Here is a 17,394-nt window from a genome sequence, read left to right on the forward strand (position 1 = left end):
CTCATGTCACACTAGGAGCCATGAGTTACGACCCGTACGCCACCGACGACCAGAACCCGGCCGAGCCCTCCGACGAGCGGCCCGAGTACACGTACGGGCCCGGCCCCGTCACGGAGCCCTCGTTCGCCCCGTCGCCGTACGCCGAGCCGTACGCTGCACCGCAGCCGTACGCCACACAGCCCTACGGCCAGCAGCCGCAGACGTACGGACCGCCGGCACAGCCCTATGCCGACCCCGCCCAGCCGTACGGCGCACCCGTCGGCCCCTACGGCCAGCAGGTGCAGTCCTACGGCGTCGCTCCGTACGGCCAGCCCGGTCAGGTCACCGGCTACCCCGTCAGCCCCGGCTACGGCCGTCCGCTCATCGACGACCCGACCGGTCCCGATGCGCCGCTGCGCGGAGCCACCTTCCCGGAGGCCGTCAAGCGCTACTGGACGCGCGGCGTCACGTTCACCGGCCGCGCCAGCCGCTCCGAGTACCTGTGGGCCTCGTTGATGAACGTCATCGCCATCTTCGGCCTCGGCTCGCTCGGCGCCCTGACCGACGGCACCGCGTTCAACTCACTGATCGCCCTGCTCATGGGACTCTTCCTGCTGGGCACGGTCGTCCCGGGCATCGCGCTGACGATCCGTCGTCTGCACGACACCAACACGCAGGGCACGATGTTCCTGCTGTCGCTGATCCCCTACCTGGGCTCGTTCATCGTCATGATCATGTGCCTGATGCCCGAGAAGCCCGAGGGCGCCCGCTTCGACAAGATCAACGGCGCCGGCTAACGCGTCACCTCGTCCAGGCCGACGGTGGGGTCCGCGAATCTGCGCGGATCCGCCGGCCTGGCCTGACGCAGCAGCGCCTCCAACGAGTCGCCTTCCCACTGGTTGACGTTCATCGCCGCCCGCGGCACACCGTCCCGGTTCAGCCAGATCACCAGGTATTCCGCACCGCTGCCGCGCTGGATCATGGTGGCCTCGTCCGGGATGACGCCACGGAACTCCATGCTCAGGTCGTACTGGTCGGTGTAGAAGAACGGCGGGCCGTCGAAGTGCGCCTCGTCACCGACCAGGGTGCGGGCCGCGATGGCCGGCTGCGTCAGCGCAGTGGCCCAGTGCTCCACGCGTAGTCGGCCTCCGAACCAGGCGTTCTCCGGGGCCGCGATGTCACCGACGGCGACGATGCGGGGATCGCTGGTGGCGAGCGTGTCGTCCACGAGGACACCGTTGCCGACCTCCAGCCCGGCCTCGCGGGCGAGTTCCACCCGCGGCTCGGCCCCGACGGCGATCAGCACCCGGCGGGCCTCGATCACCCGGCCACCCACCAACGTGACCCCGGTGACGGGCCCCCTGTCGCCGTCGCCGTCGATCGAGGCGAGCTCACCACCGAAGACGAACTCCACACCGTGCTTCCGGTGCAGTTCGATGAAGCGTTTGCCGATCTCGTGGCCGAGCGCCGGCAGCACGGTCCGGTCCCGCACGAGGACCGTGACGGGCGCGCCGTGGTGGCGGGCCGCCGCGGCCGCCTCGAGCCCGATCCAGCCGCCGCCGACGATGACGATGGGGTCGCCCGCCGCCAGCGAGTCCCGCAGCTGCGTCGACTCCGGCAACGTCCGCAGGGTCTGCACGCCGGGCCGTCCGACCCCAGGCACGGTGAGGCTGCGGGGCCGGGAGCCGGTGGCCAGCGCCAGGCCGTCGTAGTGGATGCTGGTGCCGTCGGTGAGGTACACGAGCTGCGCGGCCGGGTCGATGGATGAGGCGTTCTGTCCGGCGTGCAGCTCGATCTGGTTGTCGGTGAACCAGCCGGCGTCGTGCAGGACGATGTCGTTCTCCTGCTTGGCGCCCAGCAGGTAGTCCTTGGTCAGGGGCGGCCGGTCGTACGGCAGCGCCGCCTCCCCGGCCACAAGGACGATCCGCGCGTCGCCGTCGAGGTCGCGCAGTTCCTCGGCGGTCCGGGTTCCGGCGAGCCCGCCGCCGACGATCACGTAGGTGCTCATAGGGTTCCTCCTGTCACCCCCGAGGCTAGGCGCGAACCCCATTGTCCGAGCGGGATCCGGGTTATCCCCTTCGAGACGCTCGCTGGCGCTCACTCCTCAGGGAACACCTTCGAGACGCTCGCTGGCGCTCACTCCTCAGGGAACACCTTCGAGACGCTCGCTGGCGCTCACTCCTCAGGGAACGCCTTCGAGACGCTCGCTGGCGCTCACTCCTCAGGGACCGTGACGACCACCCGCTGGTGCCGCGTGAGCGTTGGGGTGCCCGAGTCCCGCGCCGTGCAGATCACGTGGATCCTCTCCCCCGGCGACGCCGTCGGAGGGACGACGAACGACACCGTCTCCCCCACCACGTCCAGCTCCAGCGTCGACGACGACGTGCCCGCCTCCACGTACTGCCACCACTCGACCCTGACCTCGTCGCCGTCCGGATCCCAGGTCTCTGCCGTCAGTCTGACGACGTCGCCCGCGGCCGCCGTCCGCTCCAGCCCGTCGACCACCCGGACCACCGGGTGATGGTTGGCCGCCGCGTACTCCCCCTCCACCGACCACCGCAGCCGCGCCGCGAAGTCGTTCTGGAACTCGCCGATCCAGCGCGCCGAGTCCCACTCGTCCACGTTGCTCCACGACGACGGATCGTCGGCTGCCCGCTCCTGGCGGCCACCCCAGCCGCCCCAGCCCGGCTCAACCCAGCTGCGCAGCCCGTTGTCGACCAGGAGGGCAAAGTTGGAGGAGTCGCCCTCCGAGATGAACGCGCCCTGCTCCTGCGGAGGCATCCAAACCTCGTAGCCCTGCGCCGCCAGTTCGTCGGCCGACAGCCCGCTCAGCCCGAAGTAGTCCTCGGCATCGAACCCGTCGGCCATCTGCTTCCCATCGCCCCACACGCGGTACTCGGCACCGAGCGGCCCGACGGCGGTGACGTTGCGGCGCGTCCACTCCGCCGTCAGCAGGTGCTGATCCTCGTCGGCGACGACCGTGCGGGCGAAGTAGCCCCACACCCGTGTGGCGACCTCCCTGCTCTCCAGCGCCGGCCAGTTCGGCCGGATGTAGTCGGCGAAGGTGTGGTCCTGGTGGCCGAAGCTCGTGACGACGGCCTTCGCCGAGATCCGGTCCCGCAGCCGCGGCCATTCCGGCGTCGCGCCGAATTCGTCCTGGATCGACCGCAGGGCCCGGGCGACGGTGTTGTGGCCGCCCCACACCTGCAGGAACACCCGGCCGGGCTCATCGTCGAGCAGGATGCGGCGGATGAGGTCGGAGCCGGGGGTGTCGGCAGCCATGTCGCCGACGTCGGCGACGTTGCCCCACGCGATCAGCGACCGCAGGTGTTCCGGCGTGGGGTACCGGTCGTCGTGAACGACGAGGTTGTGGTGCACGCGGGCGTAGGCGTCGACGGCCTGGTCGATGTGGAAGACGGCGCCCGGCGCGGGCCAGCGGAACGGCGGCCTGCCTTCGGCGGCGTCGCCGGCGTAGTGGAACTGGCTCGACGAGTACACGAGGCCGACGATGTCGATCTCGTTGCTGTACAGCAGCAGCCGCAGCATCGAGTTCAGGTCGTCGAGTTCCGGGTCCGTCGTGATGATCGTGCGGGGGGCCGCGTCGTCGCCGCGCGCAGTGCTCATGTTCGTCACCGTTCCATTCTGGTCGCCGTCGGGCGGCCGTTGCCATACTGAGGGCCATGTCGATCGATGCTGCTCACCGGCCCGATGCCGGGCCCGTGCCCACCCTGACGTGGGCCGCCAACCGCTTCTTCCGCGACGGCGCCCCCACCAGGTACTCGCCGGCTCCCTGCACTACTTCCGCGTGCATCCCGACCAGTGGCGCGACCGGCTGCAGCGGCTCATCGACCTGGGCCTCAACACCGTCGACACCTACGTCGCGTGGAACTTCCACCAGGCCACCAAGGACGCCGCGGCCGACTTCACCGGCTGGCGCGACCTGCGGCGCTTCCTGGAGATCGCCGCGGAGGTCGGCCTCGACGCGATCGTCCGGCCCGGCCCCTACATCTGCGCCGAGTGGGCCAATGGTGGCCTGCCTGTGTGGATCACCCGCGGCGGCGCACCGCTGCGCACCATCCGCGGCGATTTCCTCGCCCGGGTGGCCGACTGGTTCGACGTGCTCCTGCCGCAGTTCGTCGACCTGCAGGCCGGCCGCGGCGGCAACGTCGTCGCCGTGCAGGTGGAAAACGAGTTCGGCAGCTACGGCAACGACGGTGACTACGTCGCCGCCATGGCCGAGCTGCTGCGGGAGCGCGGCATCACCGAGCTGCTGTTCACCGCCGACGGCCCCACCGACCCCATGCTCACCGAGGGCACCACCCCCGGCGTGCTGGCGGCCGTCACGCTCGGCTCGAAGCCGGCCGAGGCCAGGGCGCTCGTGCGCACCCACCGTCCCGACGAGCCGTTCTTCGTCGCCGAGTTCTGGAACGGCTGGTTCGACCACTGGGGCACCAACCACCACGTCCGCACCCCGGAGAATGCGGCCGCCAACCTCGCCGAGATCATCTCCGACGGCGGCAGCGTCAGCATCTACATGGCCCACGGCGGCACCAACTTCGGGCTGTGGGCAGGCGCCAACCGGGTCGACGGCCGGATCCGGTCGACGATCACCAGCTACGACTCGGACGCCCCGATCGCCGAGGATGGCACCCTGACCGCCAAGTTCCACGCGATGCGCGAGGTGCTGGGCGCGACGGCCCCATCGTCAGCGAACCTCCGACGTTCCTGCCCGAGGCAACCATCCCGGTCCGTGCCGGCGCCGGCCTGCCCACCCTGCTGCGCACGTTCGCCGGCGACCCGCTCGAGGTCGCGGCGACCAGCGCCTTCGAGGATCTGCCGGGGGTGCCCGCCGCAGTGGTCTACCGGGCCGACGTCCGGCTCCCGGCCGGCGACGTCGACCTCATCTTCACGGGCGTCGCCGACCGCGCCACGGTGTTCAGCGACGACGTCGCCGTAGGCTCCGTGCTGGAGGAGGGCTCGATCACACTGCACGGCACCGGGGAGATGGTGGCGCTGACCGTGCTGGTCGAGGACCTGGGCCAGGTCAACTACGGCCACACCACCGGCGGAGCCAAGGGCATGGTCGGCCCCGTGCTGCTCGAGCGCCGCATCGTGCAGCGCTGGACGGCCCAGGAGTTCGACCCGCGCCGCCTCGCCCCGGACGCACTGGCCGGGACCGCCGACCGGGCCACCCCCGACGGCGCCGGCGTGGCCGTCGGCGTGTTCGAGGCGGACGAGCCCCGCGACACGCACCTGGCGCTGCCGGGCTTCGGCCGCGGCTGGGTCTACGTCAACGACTTCCTGGTGGGTCGCTACTCGGCCGAGGGTCCGCAGCGGACGCTGTACGTCCCCGCGCCGCTGGTGGCGCGGGGACGCAACGTGGTCGTCGCCGTCGACCTCGAGGGTCGCGGCACGACCATGGAGCTGCGCGCCGCCGCCGAGCTCGGGCCCGAGGAGGAGTTCGTCGAGGAGTTCTGAGCCACCCCTCCCCCGCCCGGGGCCGACGACGGCGCGCATCGTCAGGAGTTGTCGCCCGCGTAGTCGACGTGGGCGAACGCGACGGTGCCGGAGGTGGCGTAGACGCCGAACACCCGTCCCGTGAACGACCCCGCCGTCTCGTTGGACAGGTAGCGGGCGTCGACCTCCAGCAGAATGTGTTCCCCCGCCTCGTCCCGGTATCCGAGCCTGACAAGGTCGGACGACACGTGGCCGAGGCCCGCGGCGGGCGGCACCCGGGAGCCGAGAATCAGCTCGACGGGCCCGTCACCGACCTGGGCGGTCGCCTCCCGGACGAATCCGGGGATGACGGCGCGCGCCGTGACCGTGCCGTCCGGGGAGGCCTCGACCTCGTAGTGCAGGCCCTCGTCGTAGCGCACGGCCAGGCCGCCGACCCCGGCGGAGGCGTCGGCCACCGTCGCGATCTCGCACGTCTGGTGCTGCTGCCGGTGCCCGATGAAGACGGGGCGGAACGCCCCCATCCCCTCGCCCTCGCCGGTCAGCACGAGCCAGCCCGGGCGCGACGTGAGGTCGGCCAGCTGGTCGGGCCGGCGACGCACGCCGATCCACTGCGGGCCCAGCTCGCCGTCGAAGTCCTCCACCCAGCCGAAGCCGGGGCGTGGGTTCAGCTCGACCTGGTCGATCTCCAGCCACCCGTCGTCGGTCCACCGCGCGGGCGAGATGAACGTCTCGCGACCGAGCGCCGAGAAGGAACGGACCATTCCGCGGGGGCGGGTGCCGAGCATCGCGACGTACCACTGGCCGTCGGGCCCCTCGAACAGGTCCCCGTGGCCGGTGCACTGCACGGGCCGGGCGGTGCCGCGGGCCGTGACCAGCGGGTTGGCCGGGCACGAGGTGAACGGGCCCTCGGGCGATGGTCCCCGGGCGATCGAGATCGAGTGCCCCCGCTCCGTGCCGCCCTCGGCGACCAGCAGGTACCAGTGGTCGCCGTGCCGGTAGAGGTGCGGCGCCTCGGGGAACATGCCGCCGTCGCCCGACCACAGCGACCGCTTCTCCCCCAGCAGTGCGCCGGTGACGGTGTCGATGCGGATCTGCTCGATTCCCCGGTGCGCCCCCAGGTCGGGGCCGGACAGCACCAGCCCCGAGTACGTGACGTAGGCGGTGCCCTCGTCGTCCCAGGCCAGGTCCGGGTCGATGCCCTCCAGGTCGACGACGACGCCGTCACTCCACGGCCCGGCCGGATCGGTGGCCGTGAACAGACAGGTGCCGCGGCCGGCCGTGTCGGTGACGATCAGGTAGAAGACACCGTCGCGGTGCCGGATCGTCGGTGCCCAGACGCCGAGGTTGGTGGGCGCGTTGACGACGCCCAGCTGCTCGTCGCGCACCGCGACGTTGCCGATCTGCGTCCACGTGACCAGGTCGGTCGAGTGGTAGATCGGCACGCCGGGCAGGTACTCGAACGTCGACGTCGCCAGGTACCAGTCGTTGTCGACGCGCACGACGCTCGGGTCGGGATTGAAGCCCGGGATCAGCGGGTTGGGCAGCGCGGTCACAGGACGACCTCCAGTTCAGCGACGGTGTCGACGACGCTCGTGCCGACGTGGAGCAGGAAGCGCCCCGGCTCGAGCTGCCAGCCGCCGTCGAAGTGTTCGAAGCGACGGCGTGGGATGCGGATCTGCACCTCGGTCGCCTCGCCCGCCCCGGCCCGGACGGGGGCGAAGCCGACGAGCCAGCGGACCGGCCGGTCGACGGCGCTGCCCGGGCGCGACGCGTAGACCTGGACGACCTGCTTGCCCGCCCGGTCCCCCGTGTTCGTGACCCGCACGGACACCGTGACGTCGTCCTCGGCGCGCTGCGCCGCCGCGTTCGCGAGCCGCCAATGCGTGTAGCCGAGGCCGTGGCCGAACGGGTACGCCGGCTGGGTGCCCGCCTTCAGCCAGGCGCGGTAGCCGATGTGGATGCCTTCGGCGTAGCTGACCCTGCCCTCCTCGTCCGGGGTGCAGTCGAGCACGGGCACGTCCTCGATGTCGACGGGCCAGGTGGTGGGGAGCCTGCCGCCAGGCTCGGCGGCGCCGAGCAGCATGTCGGCGATGGCGTTGCCGTACTCCTGGCCGCCGAAGTAGCCGAGCAGGATCGCTGCGACGTCGTCGCGCCACGGCAGCAGCACGGGCGAGCCGGAGTTCACGACGACGACGGTGCGCGGGTTCGCAGCGGCGACGGCGCGTACGAGGGCGTCCTGGTGGCCGGGCAGGTCGAGGTCGTCGCGGTCGTAGCCCTCCGACTCGACCCGCGAGTTGGTGCCCACGACGACGACGGCCACGTCGGCCGCGGCCGCGGCGCGGGCCGCGTCCTCGATCAGCACCTGCGGGTCGAGCGCGCGGGGCGCCGTGCCGAAGGTGACGCCGATGGCGCCGGGAACGCCGAACGTGCTCGTCTTCAGGTCAAACTCGACGCGGATCGCCACCGGGGTGCCTGCCGTGAATGCGACGGGACGGGTGCCTGACGGCGGGGCCAGCAGGGCCGCGCCGAGGTCGGAGCCGGTGACGACGGGCTGGTCCTCGAACAGCAGTTCGCCGTCGACAAAGACCCGCCCGCGCAGCGACGTGGCGAAGCCGAGCTCCCGTTCCTCCGTGGTCGCGGGGGTGTAGACGGTCTCCAGGACGAGCTTCTCGGCGGTGCCGATGTACTCCTCGCCGCCGCCGAACCAGGTCAGCGACGTGGCGAAGCGGTCCTCGGTGAAGGCGGCGATCCCGTCGGCGGCGACGAACGACGCGGTCAGGCCGCGGCCGCCCGTGCGCGGGTTGGTCAGCAGCTCGGGATCGAGCGGGCCGACACCCTCCTGCACGATCGCGCCGACGCTGTAGGTCACCTCGACGCCGGGCAGCGCCTCACGGAGCCCCGACAGCGGGTTGACGACGCTCGCCGGCACGACGGTGGCGCTGCCGCCGCCCTGCGTGCGGGCCTCGTCTGCGTTATGGCCGATGACGGCCACGCTGCGGAGCGCGGACGCGTTCAGCGGCAGGATCCCGTCGTTGGCGAGCAGCACGCTGCCCTCCGCGGCGGCGGACCGGACGAACGCGAGCCCGTTGATCGGGGCGACCGGCTTCGGTTCGGCGTCGCCGAGGGCGCCGACGCGCTGGGCCAGCAGGAGCAGCCGGGCGACGTGACGGTCGATGGCCGCCTCGTCGACCTCGCCGCTGCGCACGGCCGCCAGCAGGGCGTCGCCCCAGACGCCGGGGCCGGGCATTTCGAGGTCCTGCTCGGCGTTGGCTGCGGCGGTGCTGCGCACGGCCGTCCAGTCGGACACGACGACGCCGTCCCAGCCCCATTCGGTGCGCAGCGGCTCCCGGAGCAGGTCGTTCTCCGTCATGGTGGTGCCGCCCACGGAGTTGTAGGCGCTCATGATCGACCAGGTGCCTGCCTCGACGGCGCGCTCGAATGGATGCAGGTAGACCTCCCGCAGGGTGCGCTCGTCGACGACGACGTCGACCGTGAACCGGTCGGTCTCGAAGTCGTTGGCGACGTAGTGCTTCGGTGTGGCTGCCACCCCGTTGTCCTGCAGGCCGCGGACGTAACCGTGAGCGAGGTCGCCGGTCAGCATCGGGTCCTCGCTGAAGCACTCGAAGTGGCGGCCGCCTAGCGGGGAGCGGTGCAGGTTGATGGTGGGGCCAAGCACCCAGTCCACGCCCTTGCGGCGGGCCTCTGCGGCGGCGGCTGCGCCGTAGTCGTAGGCCAGGTCGGTGTCCCAGGCGGACGCCAGCGCCGTCGCCGATGGCAGGTTCAGCGACGGCGAACGCTCGTCCCAGACGGGGCCGCGGACGCCGGACGGGCCGTCGGAGAGCGTCAGCTTGCGCAGCCCGATCTCCGGCACCTCGATGGTGGTCCAGAAGTCCTCGCCCGTGATCAGGCGGACCTTGGTCTCCAGGTCGAGCGCGGCCACCAGCTCGGCGACGGTGGTCGTGCGATCGGCGGTGTCGGTCATCGGTTGTCTCCTTGGTTGTCGGTTGCCCGCCTGGACGCGATGAAGTCGCGGTACCAGTAGGCGCTGTCCTTGGGGATGCGGCGTTGGGTGGGGAAGTCGACGTAGACGAGCCCGAAGCGCATCGAGTAGCCCCACGACCACTCGAAGTTGTCCATGAACGACCAACAGAAGTAGCCGACGACGTCGGCGCCGTCGGCCCGGGCCCTGACGACGGCGTCGGTGTAGCCGGCGAGGTACGCGACACGCTCAGGGTCGTGGACCTGGCCGTCCGGGGTCGGGTAGTCGTGGAACGTGGCGCCGTTCTCGGTGACGATGAGCGGCAGGTCCGTGTACTCCCGGGACACCTGCAGGAGCAGGGCGTGCAGCGCCTCCGGCGTGTCCGACCAGTCGAAGCTGGTGGGCGTCGGCTCCACCTGGATCATGCGGTAGCCGTGGAACGGCGACTCGTCGTCGGCGCGGATCAGCACGTTCGTGTAGTGGTTGACGCCGGCGAAGTCGCCGGGCGCGGAGATGAGTGCCAGGTCGCCGTCGCGCACCAGTTCCGGATCGCGCAGCTGCGGGAAGACGGCCTCGACGGCGTCGCCGTAGGCCCCGCGGTACACGGGGTTGAGGAACAGTTCGTTCATCCTGGCCCTGGCCTCGTCGGCCTTGGCAATGTCGGCGGGGCTGTCGGAGAAGGGGCGGATCCGCGATAGCAGGTTGGTGATGCCGACGGCGGCCTCGGGACGGATTCGGCGGAAGTTGGCCAGCGCCAGCCCGTGCGCGAGCAGCAGGTGGTGCGCGGCCCGAACCGCCTCGTCCTCGTCCGTGTGGCCCGGGGCCTGCATGCCCCAGTCGTACGACAGGAACGACGCGCAGATGGCCTCGTTGATGGTGATCCAGTTGTCGGCCAGCTCGCCAAGTTCGGCGATGACCAGCGCGGTGTACTCGCCGAACGCCTCCGCTGTGGAGCGGACCGGCCACCCGCCCTCGTCGGCCAGCGGCTGCGGCAGGTCCCAGTGGTACAGCGTGACGTACGGCTCGATGCCCCGCTCGCGGCAGCCGCGGAGCAGGTCACGGTAGAACGCGACGCCCTCCGGATTCAGCGGCCCACGGCCGGCGGGCTGGAGCCTGGCCCAGGACAGCGACAGCCGGTAGGCGGGGATGCCGAGGGCGGCCATGAGGTCGAGGTCGTCGCGCCACCGGTGGTAGTGGTCGCAGGTGACGTCGGCGTCCTCGCCGTGGAAGATCGCCCCGGGCTGCCGCTGGAACGTGTCCCAGTGCGACGGGCCACGGCCGCCCTCCGCGACGGCCCCCTCGATCTGGAAGGCCGCCGTCGCCACTCCCCAGACGATGCCGGCCGCGTCGGCCGCTGCTGTGCTGACCACGTCAGACTCCTCCTGCTCCGGCCTGCTCGGCCTGTTCGCGTTGTTGTTCGATCATCCGCAGCCGTTCGGCCCGTCGGCGTTCCTGCCGGTCGGGGTCGGGCACGGGGCGGCCATGAAGAGCCGCTGCGTGTACGGGTGTTCGGGCGCGCCCGTCACCTGGGCGACGTCGCCCTGCTCGACGATCTCGCCGCGGTACAGCACCGCGACGCGGTGGCTGACGTGGCGGACGACGGAGAGGTCGTGCGTGACGAACAGGTATGCCACGCCGGTCGCCTCCTGGATCTCGACGAACAGGTCGAGCACGCGGGCCTGCGTCGACAGGTCGAGCGCGGAGACGGCCTCGTCGGCGACGATGAGGCGCGGGTCGAGCGCCAGGGCCCGCGCGATGGCGATGCGCTGCCGCTGGCCGCCGGAGAACTCCTTGGGGAGTCGCCCGGCCGCGTCGGTGGGGAGACGCACCTTGTCGAGCAGGTCCTTGACCTTGTTCCGGGCGGCGCGCCCCTCCACCCCGTTGGCGGTGAGCGGCTCGGCCAGAATCTGTTCGATGGTCATCGAAGGATTGAGCGACGAGTATGGGTCCTGGAAGACCACCTGGATGTCGCCGGCCAGGGTGCGCCGTTCCCGGCGCGATAGGTGCGAGATGTCGCGCCCGTCGAACCGGATCGAGCCGCCGCCGACCGGGGCCAGCCCGAGGACCGCGCGGCCGAGCGTGGTCTTGCCCGAGCCGGACTCCCCCACGAGCCCCACCGTCTCGCCGGGACGGATGTCCAGGCTGACGGACCGGAGCGCGTGGAACGGCTTGCGGCCCCTGCCGCCGGGGTAGATGACGTCGAGGTCGGTGACCTCGAGCAGTGACGCGGTCATGCGTTGCCTCCCAGCGAGAGTGGTGGCCGGACGGGGCCGTCCTCGTCGAGCATGGCGTCGAGGAGCGACGTGGTGTAGTCGTGCAGGGGGTTGGCGAAGATGGACCGGACCGGCCCGGTCTCGACGATCACGCCGTCCTTCATGACGGAGACCCGGTCACACAGGTCGGCGACGACGCCGAAGTTGTGCGTGACAAGGAGCACGGCCATGTGGAGTTCCTCCTGCAGGTCGCGGATCAGGTCGAGCACCTCGGCCTGGATCGTGACGTCGAGCGCCGTGGTGGGCTCGTCGGCGATGAGCAGGTCGGGGTCGCAGGAGACGGCGCCGGCGATCAGCACCCGCTGCGCCATGCCGCCGGAGACCTGATGCGGGTACGCGTTGTACGTCCGCTCCGGGTCCGGGATCCCCACCCTGGCCAGCAGGTCGAGCGACTTCTGCTTCGCTTCCTGGCGGCTCAGCCCCCGGGTCGCGCGCAGCGGTTCACTGAGCTGGCTGCCGATCGTGAACATCGGGTCCAAGTTGCTCATCGGCTCCTGCGGGATGTAGGCGATCTTCTTGCCCCGGACCGCCGCGACGGCCTTGGCGCTGCCTGCGACGAGGTCGGCACCCTCGAAGACGATGCTGCCCGAGACGACGCGACCACCGGTCGGCAGCAGTCCCAGGACCGCGAAGGACGTCTGCGACTTGCCGGAGCCGGACTCGCCGATGAGGCCGTGGACCTCGCCGCGGCGGATCGTCAGGTCGACCCCCTTGACCACCTCGGTGACGCTGCCGTCCGGCTGGTCGTAGCCGACGCGCAGGTCGGTGACCTGCAGCAGCACGTCTCCGGTGCGGGCGGCTGCGCGGGCGTCGTCGTCATGCGTGAGGGTGACGACGGAGCGCTCGGCCGGCGAGGCGACCGCGGCACCGGGACGGCGGCGGGGCCGTCGGACCCGGGCGACGGTGCGCTCCAGTTCGTCGCGCATGACGTTGGCCAGCAGCGTCAGCGACACGGTGGCCAGGCCGATGGCCAGCGAAGGCCACAGCATGTTGATCGGCTTGCGGTACATCGTGTCGAACGCGTCCTTCAACATGGATCCCCAGGTGGGGGTCTGCGCGTCGCCGATGCCGAGGAACTCGAGGCCGGACTGGATGGCGATCGCGATGCCGAGCACCATGGCGGCCTGGATGATGATGGGGGCGCGGACGACGCCGAGGATGTGCCGCGTGATGATCCGGGTGTCGGACAGGCCGGCCACACGGGCGGCGTCGACGTACAACTCCTCGCGGACGGTCGAGACCGACGCGTAGACGAGCCGGTAGAAGCCGGGGCTCATGAGGACGCCGAAGATCATCATGGCCCACCAGACCGAGGGGCCGACGACGGAACGCGCAGCCAGCAGCACGATGATCCCGGGCAGCGCCATGGTCAGCGACGCGATCCAGGTGAAGGCCGTGTCGAGCCATCCCTTGTAGTAGCCCGCGTACAGGCCGGCGAGGACGCCGATCACGAGGGCGACGACCAGGGCGACGATGGCCGCCCCGACCGAGATCTGCGTGGAGACCAGCAGCCGCGACCAGATGTCGCGGCCTGCGCCGTCGCGGCCGAGCAGGGAGCCGTCGCCGGGGTCGGCGAGGATCTGGTAGGCGTCGGCCTCGTTCGCGTCGAACGGCGCCAGCATGCCGCCGAAGAGGGCGACGAACGCGATGGCGGCGAGGATGATGAGCGCGGCGAGGCCGACGGGGTTGCGGAGGATCCGCCGGACGAGGCCGGCCTTGCGCGGGAGCGCCGCGACGGGGATCAGGCTGGTCATGCGAGCCTCACCTTCGGGTTGAGCAGGCCCTGCGCCACATCGATGACGAGGTTGACGACGATGACGATGACGGCGGTGGCGACGACGAGTCCCATCACGATCGGGATGTCGCCCTGCGTCGTGGCGCCGACGGCGAGCTGGCCCAGGCCGGGCATCTGGAAGACCTGCTCGACGATGACAGCGCCGCCGAGCATGCCGACGAACTGGACGTTGAGGACGGCGAGCGCCGGACCGACCGCGTTGCGCAGCACGTGCTTGAACACGACGCTGCGGGTGCTGAGGCCGCGTGACCGGAGGGTCCGGACGTAGTCGCGCTGCAACGCGTCGACGACGGAGCCGCGGATCTGCTGGGTGACGGCGGACGCGCCGCCGATCGACAGGGCGACAATCGGCAGGGTCACGGAGCGGGCCCAGGGGCCGAGGCCCTCGGCGATGGCCGTGTAGCCGGTGGCGCTGAACCAGCCGAGGTTGATCGCGAAGACGAGCACGAGGCCGACGGCGATGAGGAAGCCGGGGACCGCCATGCCGAGCACGGTGAGGAACTGGATGATGCGGTCGACCCAGCCGCCGGCGAGCGCCGCCCAGACGCCGAGCACCACGGCCACGACGGCGGTGATGATGGTGGCGCCCAGGACGAGCGACAGGGTCACCATCAGGCGGTTGGTCACGCCGTCGACGACGAGCTGGCCGGAGAACCAGGAGCGGCCGAGGTCGCCGGTCAGCGCGTTGCCGAGCCAACCGACGTACTGCTCCCAGAGGGGACGGTCGAGCCCGAGCTCGGCCGCCTTCGCCGCCACCTGTTCCTGGGTGGCGGTCTGTCCGAGGATGCGGCGGGCGATGTCGCCGCTGCCGACGTAGAGGAGCAGGAAGGCCAGGGTGGTGATGGCGAACACCAGCACCACCCCGGAGGCCAGTCTGCGCCCGACGAATCCGAGCATCTGTCTGTCCTGACTCAGGCGGGGAGGACGTCGTAGATGTTGGGCAGGGTGTTGGTCGGCAGCATGGTCACCTTGGTGGCCTTGTCCGAAGCGACGACGCCCTCGACACGGTAGAACGGCGCGAACCAGGCCTGCTCGACGATGTAGGCGTTCAGCTCCTTGATGATCTCGGAGCGACGGTCGTCGGCGGCGACGCGGTACTCGTCGAGCATGGCGGCGACCGTGGGATCGGCGTAGCCGAACGGGTTGAAGACCGCATCCTCGGCGATCATGAACTGCGTCAGCTGCCAGTCCGGGTTCTGCTCGAGGGCCATGAAGCAGGCGGACCACTTGGGCGCCAGCAGGTCGGCGATGAAGTTCGTGCCCGGGTCCTCGTGCTTGACCCGGATGCCGATCTCGCCGAGCGCCTGCGCGATCAGGGCGTAGACGGTGGTGCCCAACGCCGTCGAGCTCGGCATCGTGATGTCGAAGCCGTCGGCGTAGCCGGCCTCGGTCATCAGCTGCTTGGCCTTGGCCACGTCGTAGGGGTAGCGCTCGTCGAGGCCGTCGTCATAGGCGGCCGACGTCGTCGGGAACACCTGCCCGGTGACCGTGCCGAAGCCGAGCGCGACGGCCTGCAGCAGCGCGGGGCGGTCGATGGCGTGGTTGATGGCCTGCCGGACCTTGACCTCCCCCATCGGCGCGGACTGGGTGCCGGCTCGGTCGAGCAGGAGGAGGCCCTGGAAGTCGAGCTCGTTCTTGTTCAGCGTCCAGCCGGCGGACGCCGCCTGGTCGAACGTGTCGGCGACGGCGAGCTTGGCGTAGTTGAGTTCGCCCGCGCGGACGGCGTTGAGCATCGAGGTCGGGTCTTGGAAGACGCGCATGACGATCTTGTCGTAGTGCTGCACGTCGGCGTTCCAGTACCCCTCGCGCGCCACGAACGTGTAGCTGGTGCCGGTGACGGTTGCGGCGACGTCGAGCGTGTAGGGGCCGGAGCCGACGGGATTGGTGGGCAGGTCCTCGTTGCCGACGGCCTTGGGGCTCATGACGAGGCCGGCGGTGCGGGTCAGGTAGTTGAGGAAGGCCGGGTCGGGGGCGGTGAAGGTGACGATAACCGTGGTGGCGTCGGGCGCGGTGATGGCGTCGACGTTGCGCATGTAGCCGGCGTCGGGGCCCGTGCCGTCCTTGAAGCGATTCATGCTGAGCGCCACGGCGGCGGCGTCCAGCTTCTCGCCGTCGGAGAACGTGACGCCCTCGCGGATCTTCAGCGTCAGCGTGGTCTGCGGCTCGTCGTAGGTGAACTCAGTGGCCAGGTACGGGTCGATGGTGCCCTCGGGGGTAGCGAGCAGCAGCGTGTCGTAGACGGCCTGGTAGAAGGGAAGCCGGTTGCCCCACTCAGCCATCGACGGATCGAACGAGGTGGGGGCGGTGATCAGCCCCATGACGAGCTGCGCGCCACGGCCACCTCCGCCCGTTCCTCCACCGGTCGGGGTGCTGCCCCCACTGCCCTCACCGCTGCAGGCGGTCAGGCCGATGGCGCCCGCCCCGACGGCTGCGACGCCCAGCTTCATGAAGTCTCTGCGGATCATCCTTGGTCCCTTTCACAGTGGCGTCGCTCCCTATTGCGCTGCCAGTGGAGGCAAAGCTAACACGAAAACCAACCACGCGCTAGGTTTTCATGTGCGAGAATCTCATCGACGCAACCGCCCCGAGCAGAGGAGCCCGAAGATGATGCCTTTTGCGCCGGTCGTCGCAGCCGACGAGGAGCAAGGCCCGCGCGGCCGCTACAAGAAGACGGCCAGGACGCGGGAGCGGATCCTCGACGCCGCACTGGAGGTGTTCGGGGAGAACGGGTTCGAGTCGGGCTCCCTGCGCCAGGTCGCCGAGCGGGCGGGCATCAGCCAGGCCGGCCTGCTGCACCACTACCCCAGCAAGGTCGCCCTGCTGTCGGCGGTCATCGAGCGCCGCGACGAGCGCGCGAGCGTCACCTCGCTGGCGCATTCGCCGGGTGCGCACCAGATCCGCGGCGTCCTCGACTTCGCCCGCGCGAGCGCCGAGCTTCCCTTCGAGATCGATCTGTTCGCCGTGCTGTCCGCCGAGGCGACCCGCCCCGACCACCCCGCCAACGCCTACATGCGCCGTCGGTACGCGTGGGTCTCCGACGTCTTCGAGCGCACGTTCGAGGCGATGGCCGCGGCGGGGCAGCTCCGCGACGGCGTCGACCCGATGGTCTCCGTGAGCCAGTTCATCGCCCTGTGGGACGGGCTGCAGATCCAGTGGCTGCTGCGGGTCGGGGATGTCAACATCGCCGACCGGCTGGAGCTGTTCATGAACCAGCTGCTCGTGCGCCCGCTCGCGGAACTGCTGGCTGAGTCGCCTGACGCGCCGGCCACGGTCGCGGTCGTCGACGGCGCCATCGACAGCTGAGAGCGTCCTCGACGGCGCCGTCGACTGCTGAGAGCGTCCTCGACGGCGCCATCGACTGCTGAGAGCGTCCTCGACGGCGCCATCGACTGCTGAGAGCGTCCTCGACCCCGAGAGCGCGACCGTATGAAACCGCCAGACCCGGGTCCCGCGTGCATAAATCTGGCTTCGGCGAGCATTCGGCTGGCTCAAGCCGCCGCTACGGCGATATGCACACAGCGGCCGCTCAGCGGAGATTCGTGCACAGGGACTGCGATGCGGACACCCGCGCCAGCAACCCGTCGGGCCGGACACACGTCCGGCCGCCCGGGCACGACCCTGCCCCTCCGTGCATAAATCTGGCTGCGCCGAGCATTCTGCTGGCCCAAGACGCCGCTACGGCGATATGCACACAGCGGCGGCCCAGCGGAGATTCATGCACAGGGACGGCGATTCGGGCCCCCCGCGCGCCCACACCGCGTGCACAACCCTGCCCCCTCCGGGCACAGCCCTGCCCCTCCGAGCACAACCCTGCCCCTCCGTGCATAAAACTGGCCCCACCGAGCATTCTGCTGGCCCAAGACGCCGCTACGGCGATATGCACACAGCGGCGGCTCAGCGGAGATTCGTGC

Annotated in this window: 13 protein-coding genes; 4 read left to right on the plus strand and 9 right to left on the minus strand. The window is 70.8% G+C overall.

The annotated features are described in order from the left end of the window. Nucleotides 1–20: 20 nt before the first annotated feature. The gene (locus H9L22_RS10310; RefSeq protein ID WP_187719838.1) at nucleotides 21–776 is read left to right on the plus strand and encodes a DUF805 domain-containing protein; all 756 of its coding nucleotides are present in this window, start codon (nucleotides 21–23) and stop codon (nucleotides 774–776) included. Here H9L22_RS10310 and H9L22_RS10315 read toward each other — a convergent pair. Continuing rightward, the gene (locus tag H9L22_RS10315; protein WP_187719839.1) at nucleotides 773–1,987 is read right to left on the minus strand and encodes an NAD(P)/FAD-dependent oxidoreductase; all 1,215 of its coding nucleotides are present in this window, start codon (nucleotides 1,985–1,987) and stop codon (nucleotides 773–775) included. The genes H9L22_RS10310 and H9L22_RS10315 overlap by 4 nt on opposite strands. Before the next feature lie 206 nt (nucleotides 1,988–2,193). Continuing rightward, the gene (locus H9L22_RS10320; RefSeq protein ID WP_187719840.1) at nucleotides 2,194–3,603 is read right to left on the minus strand and encodes a DUF1593 domain-containing protein; all 1,410 of its coding nucleotides are present in this window, start codon (nucleotides 3,601–3,603) and stop codon (nucleotides 2,194–2,196) included. Nucleotides 3,604–3,712: 109 nt separating this feature from the next. On the opposite strand from H9L22_RS10320, the gene H9L22_RS18895 reads away from it, so the two are divergent. After that, a complete protein-coding gene (locus H9L22_RS18895) occupies nucleotides 3,713–4,936 on the plus strand; it encodes a glycoside hydrolase family 35 protein (RefSeq protein WP_226965795.1) in 1,224 nt (407 codons plus the stop codon). Then, nucleotides 4,822–5,457 (plus strand): hypothetical protein, encoded by a 636-nt coding sequence (locus H9L22_RS18900; RefSeq protein ID WP_226965796.1) that lies wholly within the window; start codon nucleotides 4,822–4,824, stop codon nucleotides 5,455–5,457. Before H9L22_RS18895 ends, H9L22_RS18900 begins: the two co-directional genes overlap by 115 nt. A 41-nt stretch (nucleotides 5,458–5,498) precedes the next feature. Here the strand turns inward: H9L22_RS18900 and H9L22_RS10330 are convergent, their stop codons facing one another. The 7 genes from H9L22_RS10330 to H9L22_RS10360 are packed head-to-tail and all read right to left on the minus strand — an operon-like array spanning nucleotide 5,499 to nucleotide 15,948. Continuing rightward, a complete protein-coding gene (locus H9L22_RS10330) occupies nucleotides 5,499–6,989 on the minus strand; it encodes a glycoside hydrolase family 43 protein (protein ID WP_187719841.1) in 1,491 nt (496 codons plus the stop codon). After that, nucleotides 6,986–9,418 (minus strand): glycoside hydrolase family 3 protein, encoded by a 2,433-nt coding sequence (locus H9L22_RS10335; protein WP_187719842.1) that lies wholly within the window; start codon nucleotides 9,416–9,418, stop codon nucleotides 6,986–6,988. Before H9L22_RS10335 ends, H9L22_RS10330 begins: the two co-directional genes overlap by 4 nt. After that, entirely contained in the window at nucleotides 9,415–10,785 is a 1,371-nt protein-coding gene (locus tag H9L22_RS10340; protein WP_187719843.1) for a GH1 family beta-glucosidase, read from the minus strand. Before H9L22_RS10340 ends, H9L22_RS10335 begins: the two co-directional genes overlap by 4 nt. A 51-nt stretch (nucleotides 10,786–10,836) precedes the next feature. Continuing rightward, nucleotides 10,837–11,649, minus strand: coding sequence for an ATP-binding cassette domain-containing protein (locus H9L22_RS10345; protein ID WP_226965797.1), 813 nt, complete (start codon nucleotides 11,647–11,649; stop codon nucleotides 10,837–10,839). Next, entirely contained in the window at nucleotides 11,646–13,442 is a 1,797-nt protein-coding gene (locus H9L22_RS10350; protein WP_187719844.1) for a dipeptide/oligopeptide/nickel ABC transporter permease/ATP-binding protein, read from the minus strand. The genes H9L22_RS10345 and H9L22_RS10350 overlap by 4 nt, the downstream gene beginning before the upstream one ends. Continuing rightward, complete coding sequence (locus tag H9L22_RS10355) at nucleotides 13,439–14,380, minus strand: ABC transporter permease (RefSeq protein ID WP_187719845.1); 942 nt, start codon at nucleotides 14,378–14,380, stop codon at nucleotides 13,439–13,441. Before H9L22_RS10355 ends, H9L22_RS10350 begins: the two co-directional genes overlap by 4 nt. A 14-nt stretch (nucleotides 14,381–14,394) precedes the next feature. Then, on the minus strand, nucleotides 14,395–15,948 hold the full coding sequence (locus tag H9L22_RS10360) for an ABC transporter substrate-binding protein (RefSeq protein ID WP_226965798.1): 1,554 nt from the start codon (nucleotides 15,946–15,948) through the stop codon (nucleotides 14,395–14,397). A 139-nt stretch (nucleotides 15,949–16,087) separates the two neighbouring features. On the opposite strand from H9L22_RS10360, the gene H9L22_RS10365 reads away from it, so the two are divergent. Next, entirely contained in the window at nucleotides 16,088–16,786 is a 699-nt protein-coding gene (locus tag H9L22_RS10365) for a TetR/AcrR family transcriptional regulator (RefSeq protein WP_187719846.1), read from the plus strand. Nucleotides 16,787–17,394: the final 608 nt, after the last annotated feature.

It is taken from the genome of Tessaracoccus defluvii (genome assembly GCF_014489575.1).
Taxonomy (GTDB): domain Bacteria; phylum Actinomycetota; class Actinomycetes; order Propionibacteriales; family Propionibacteriaceae; genus Arachnia; species Arachnia defluvii.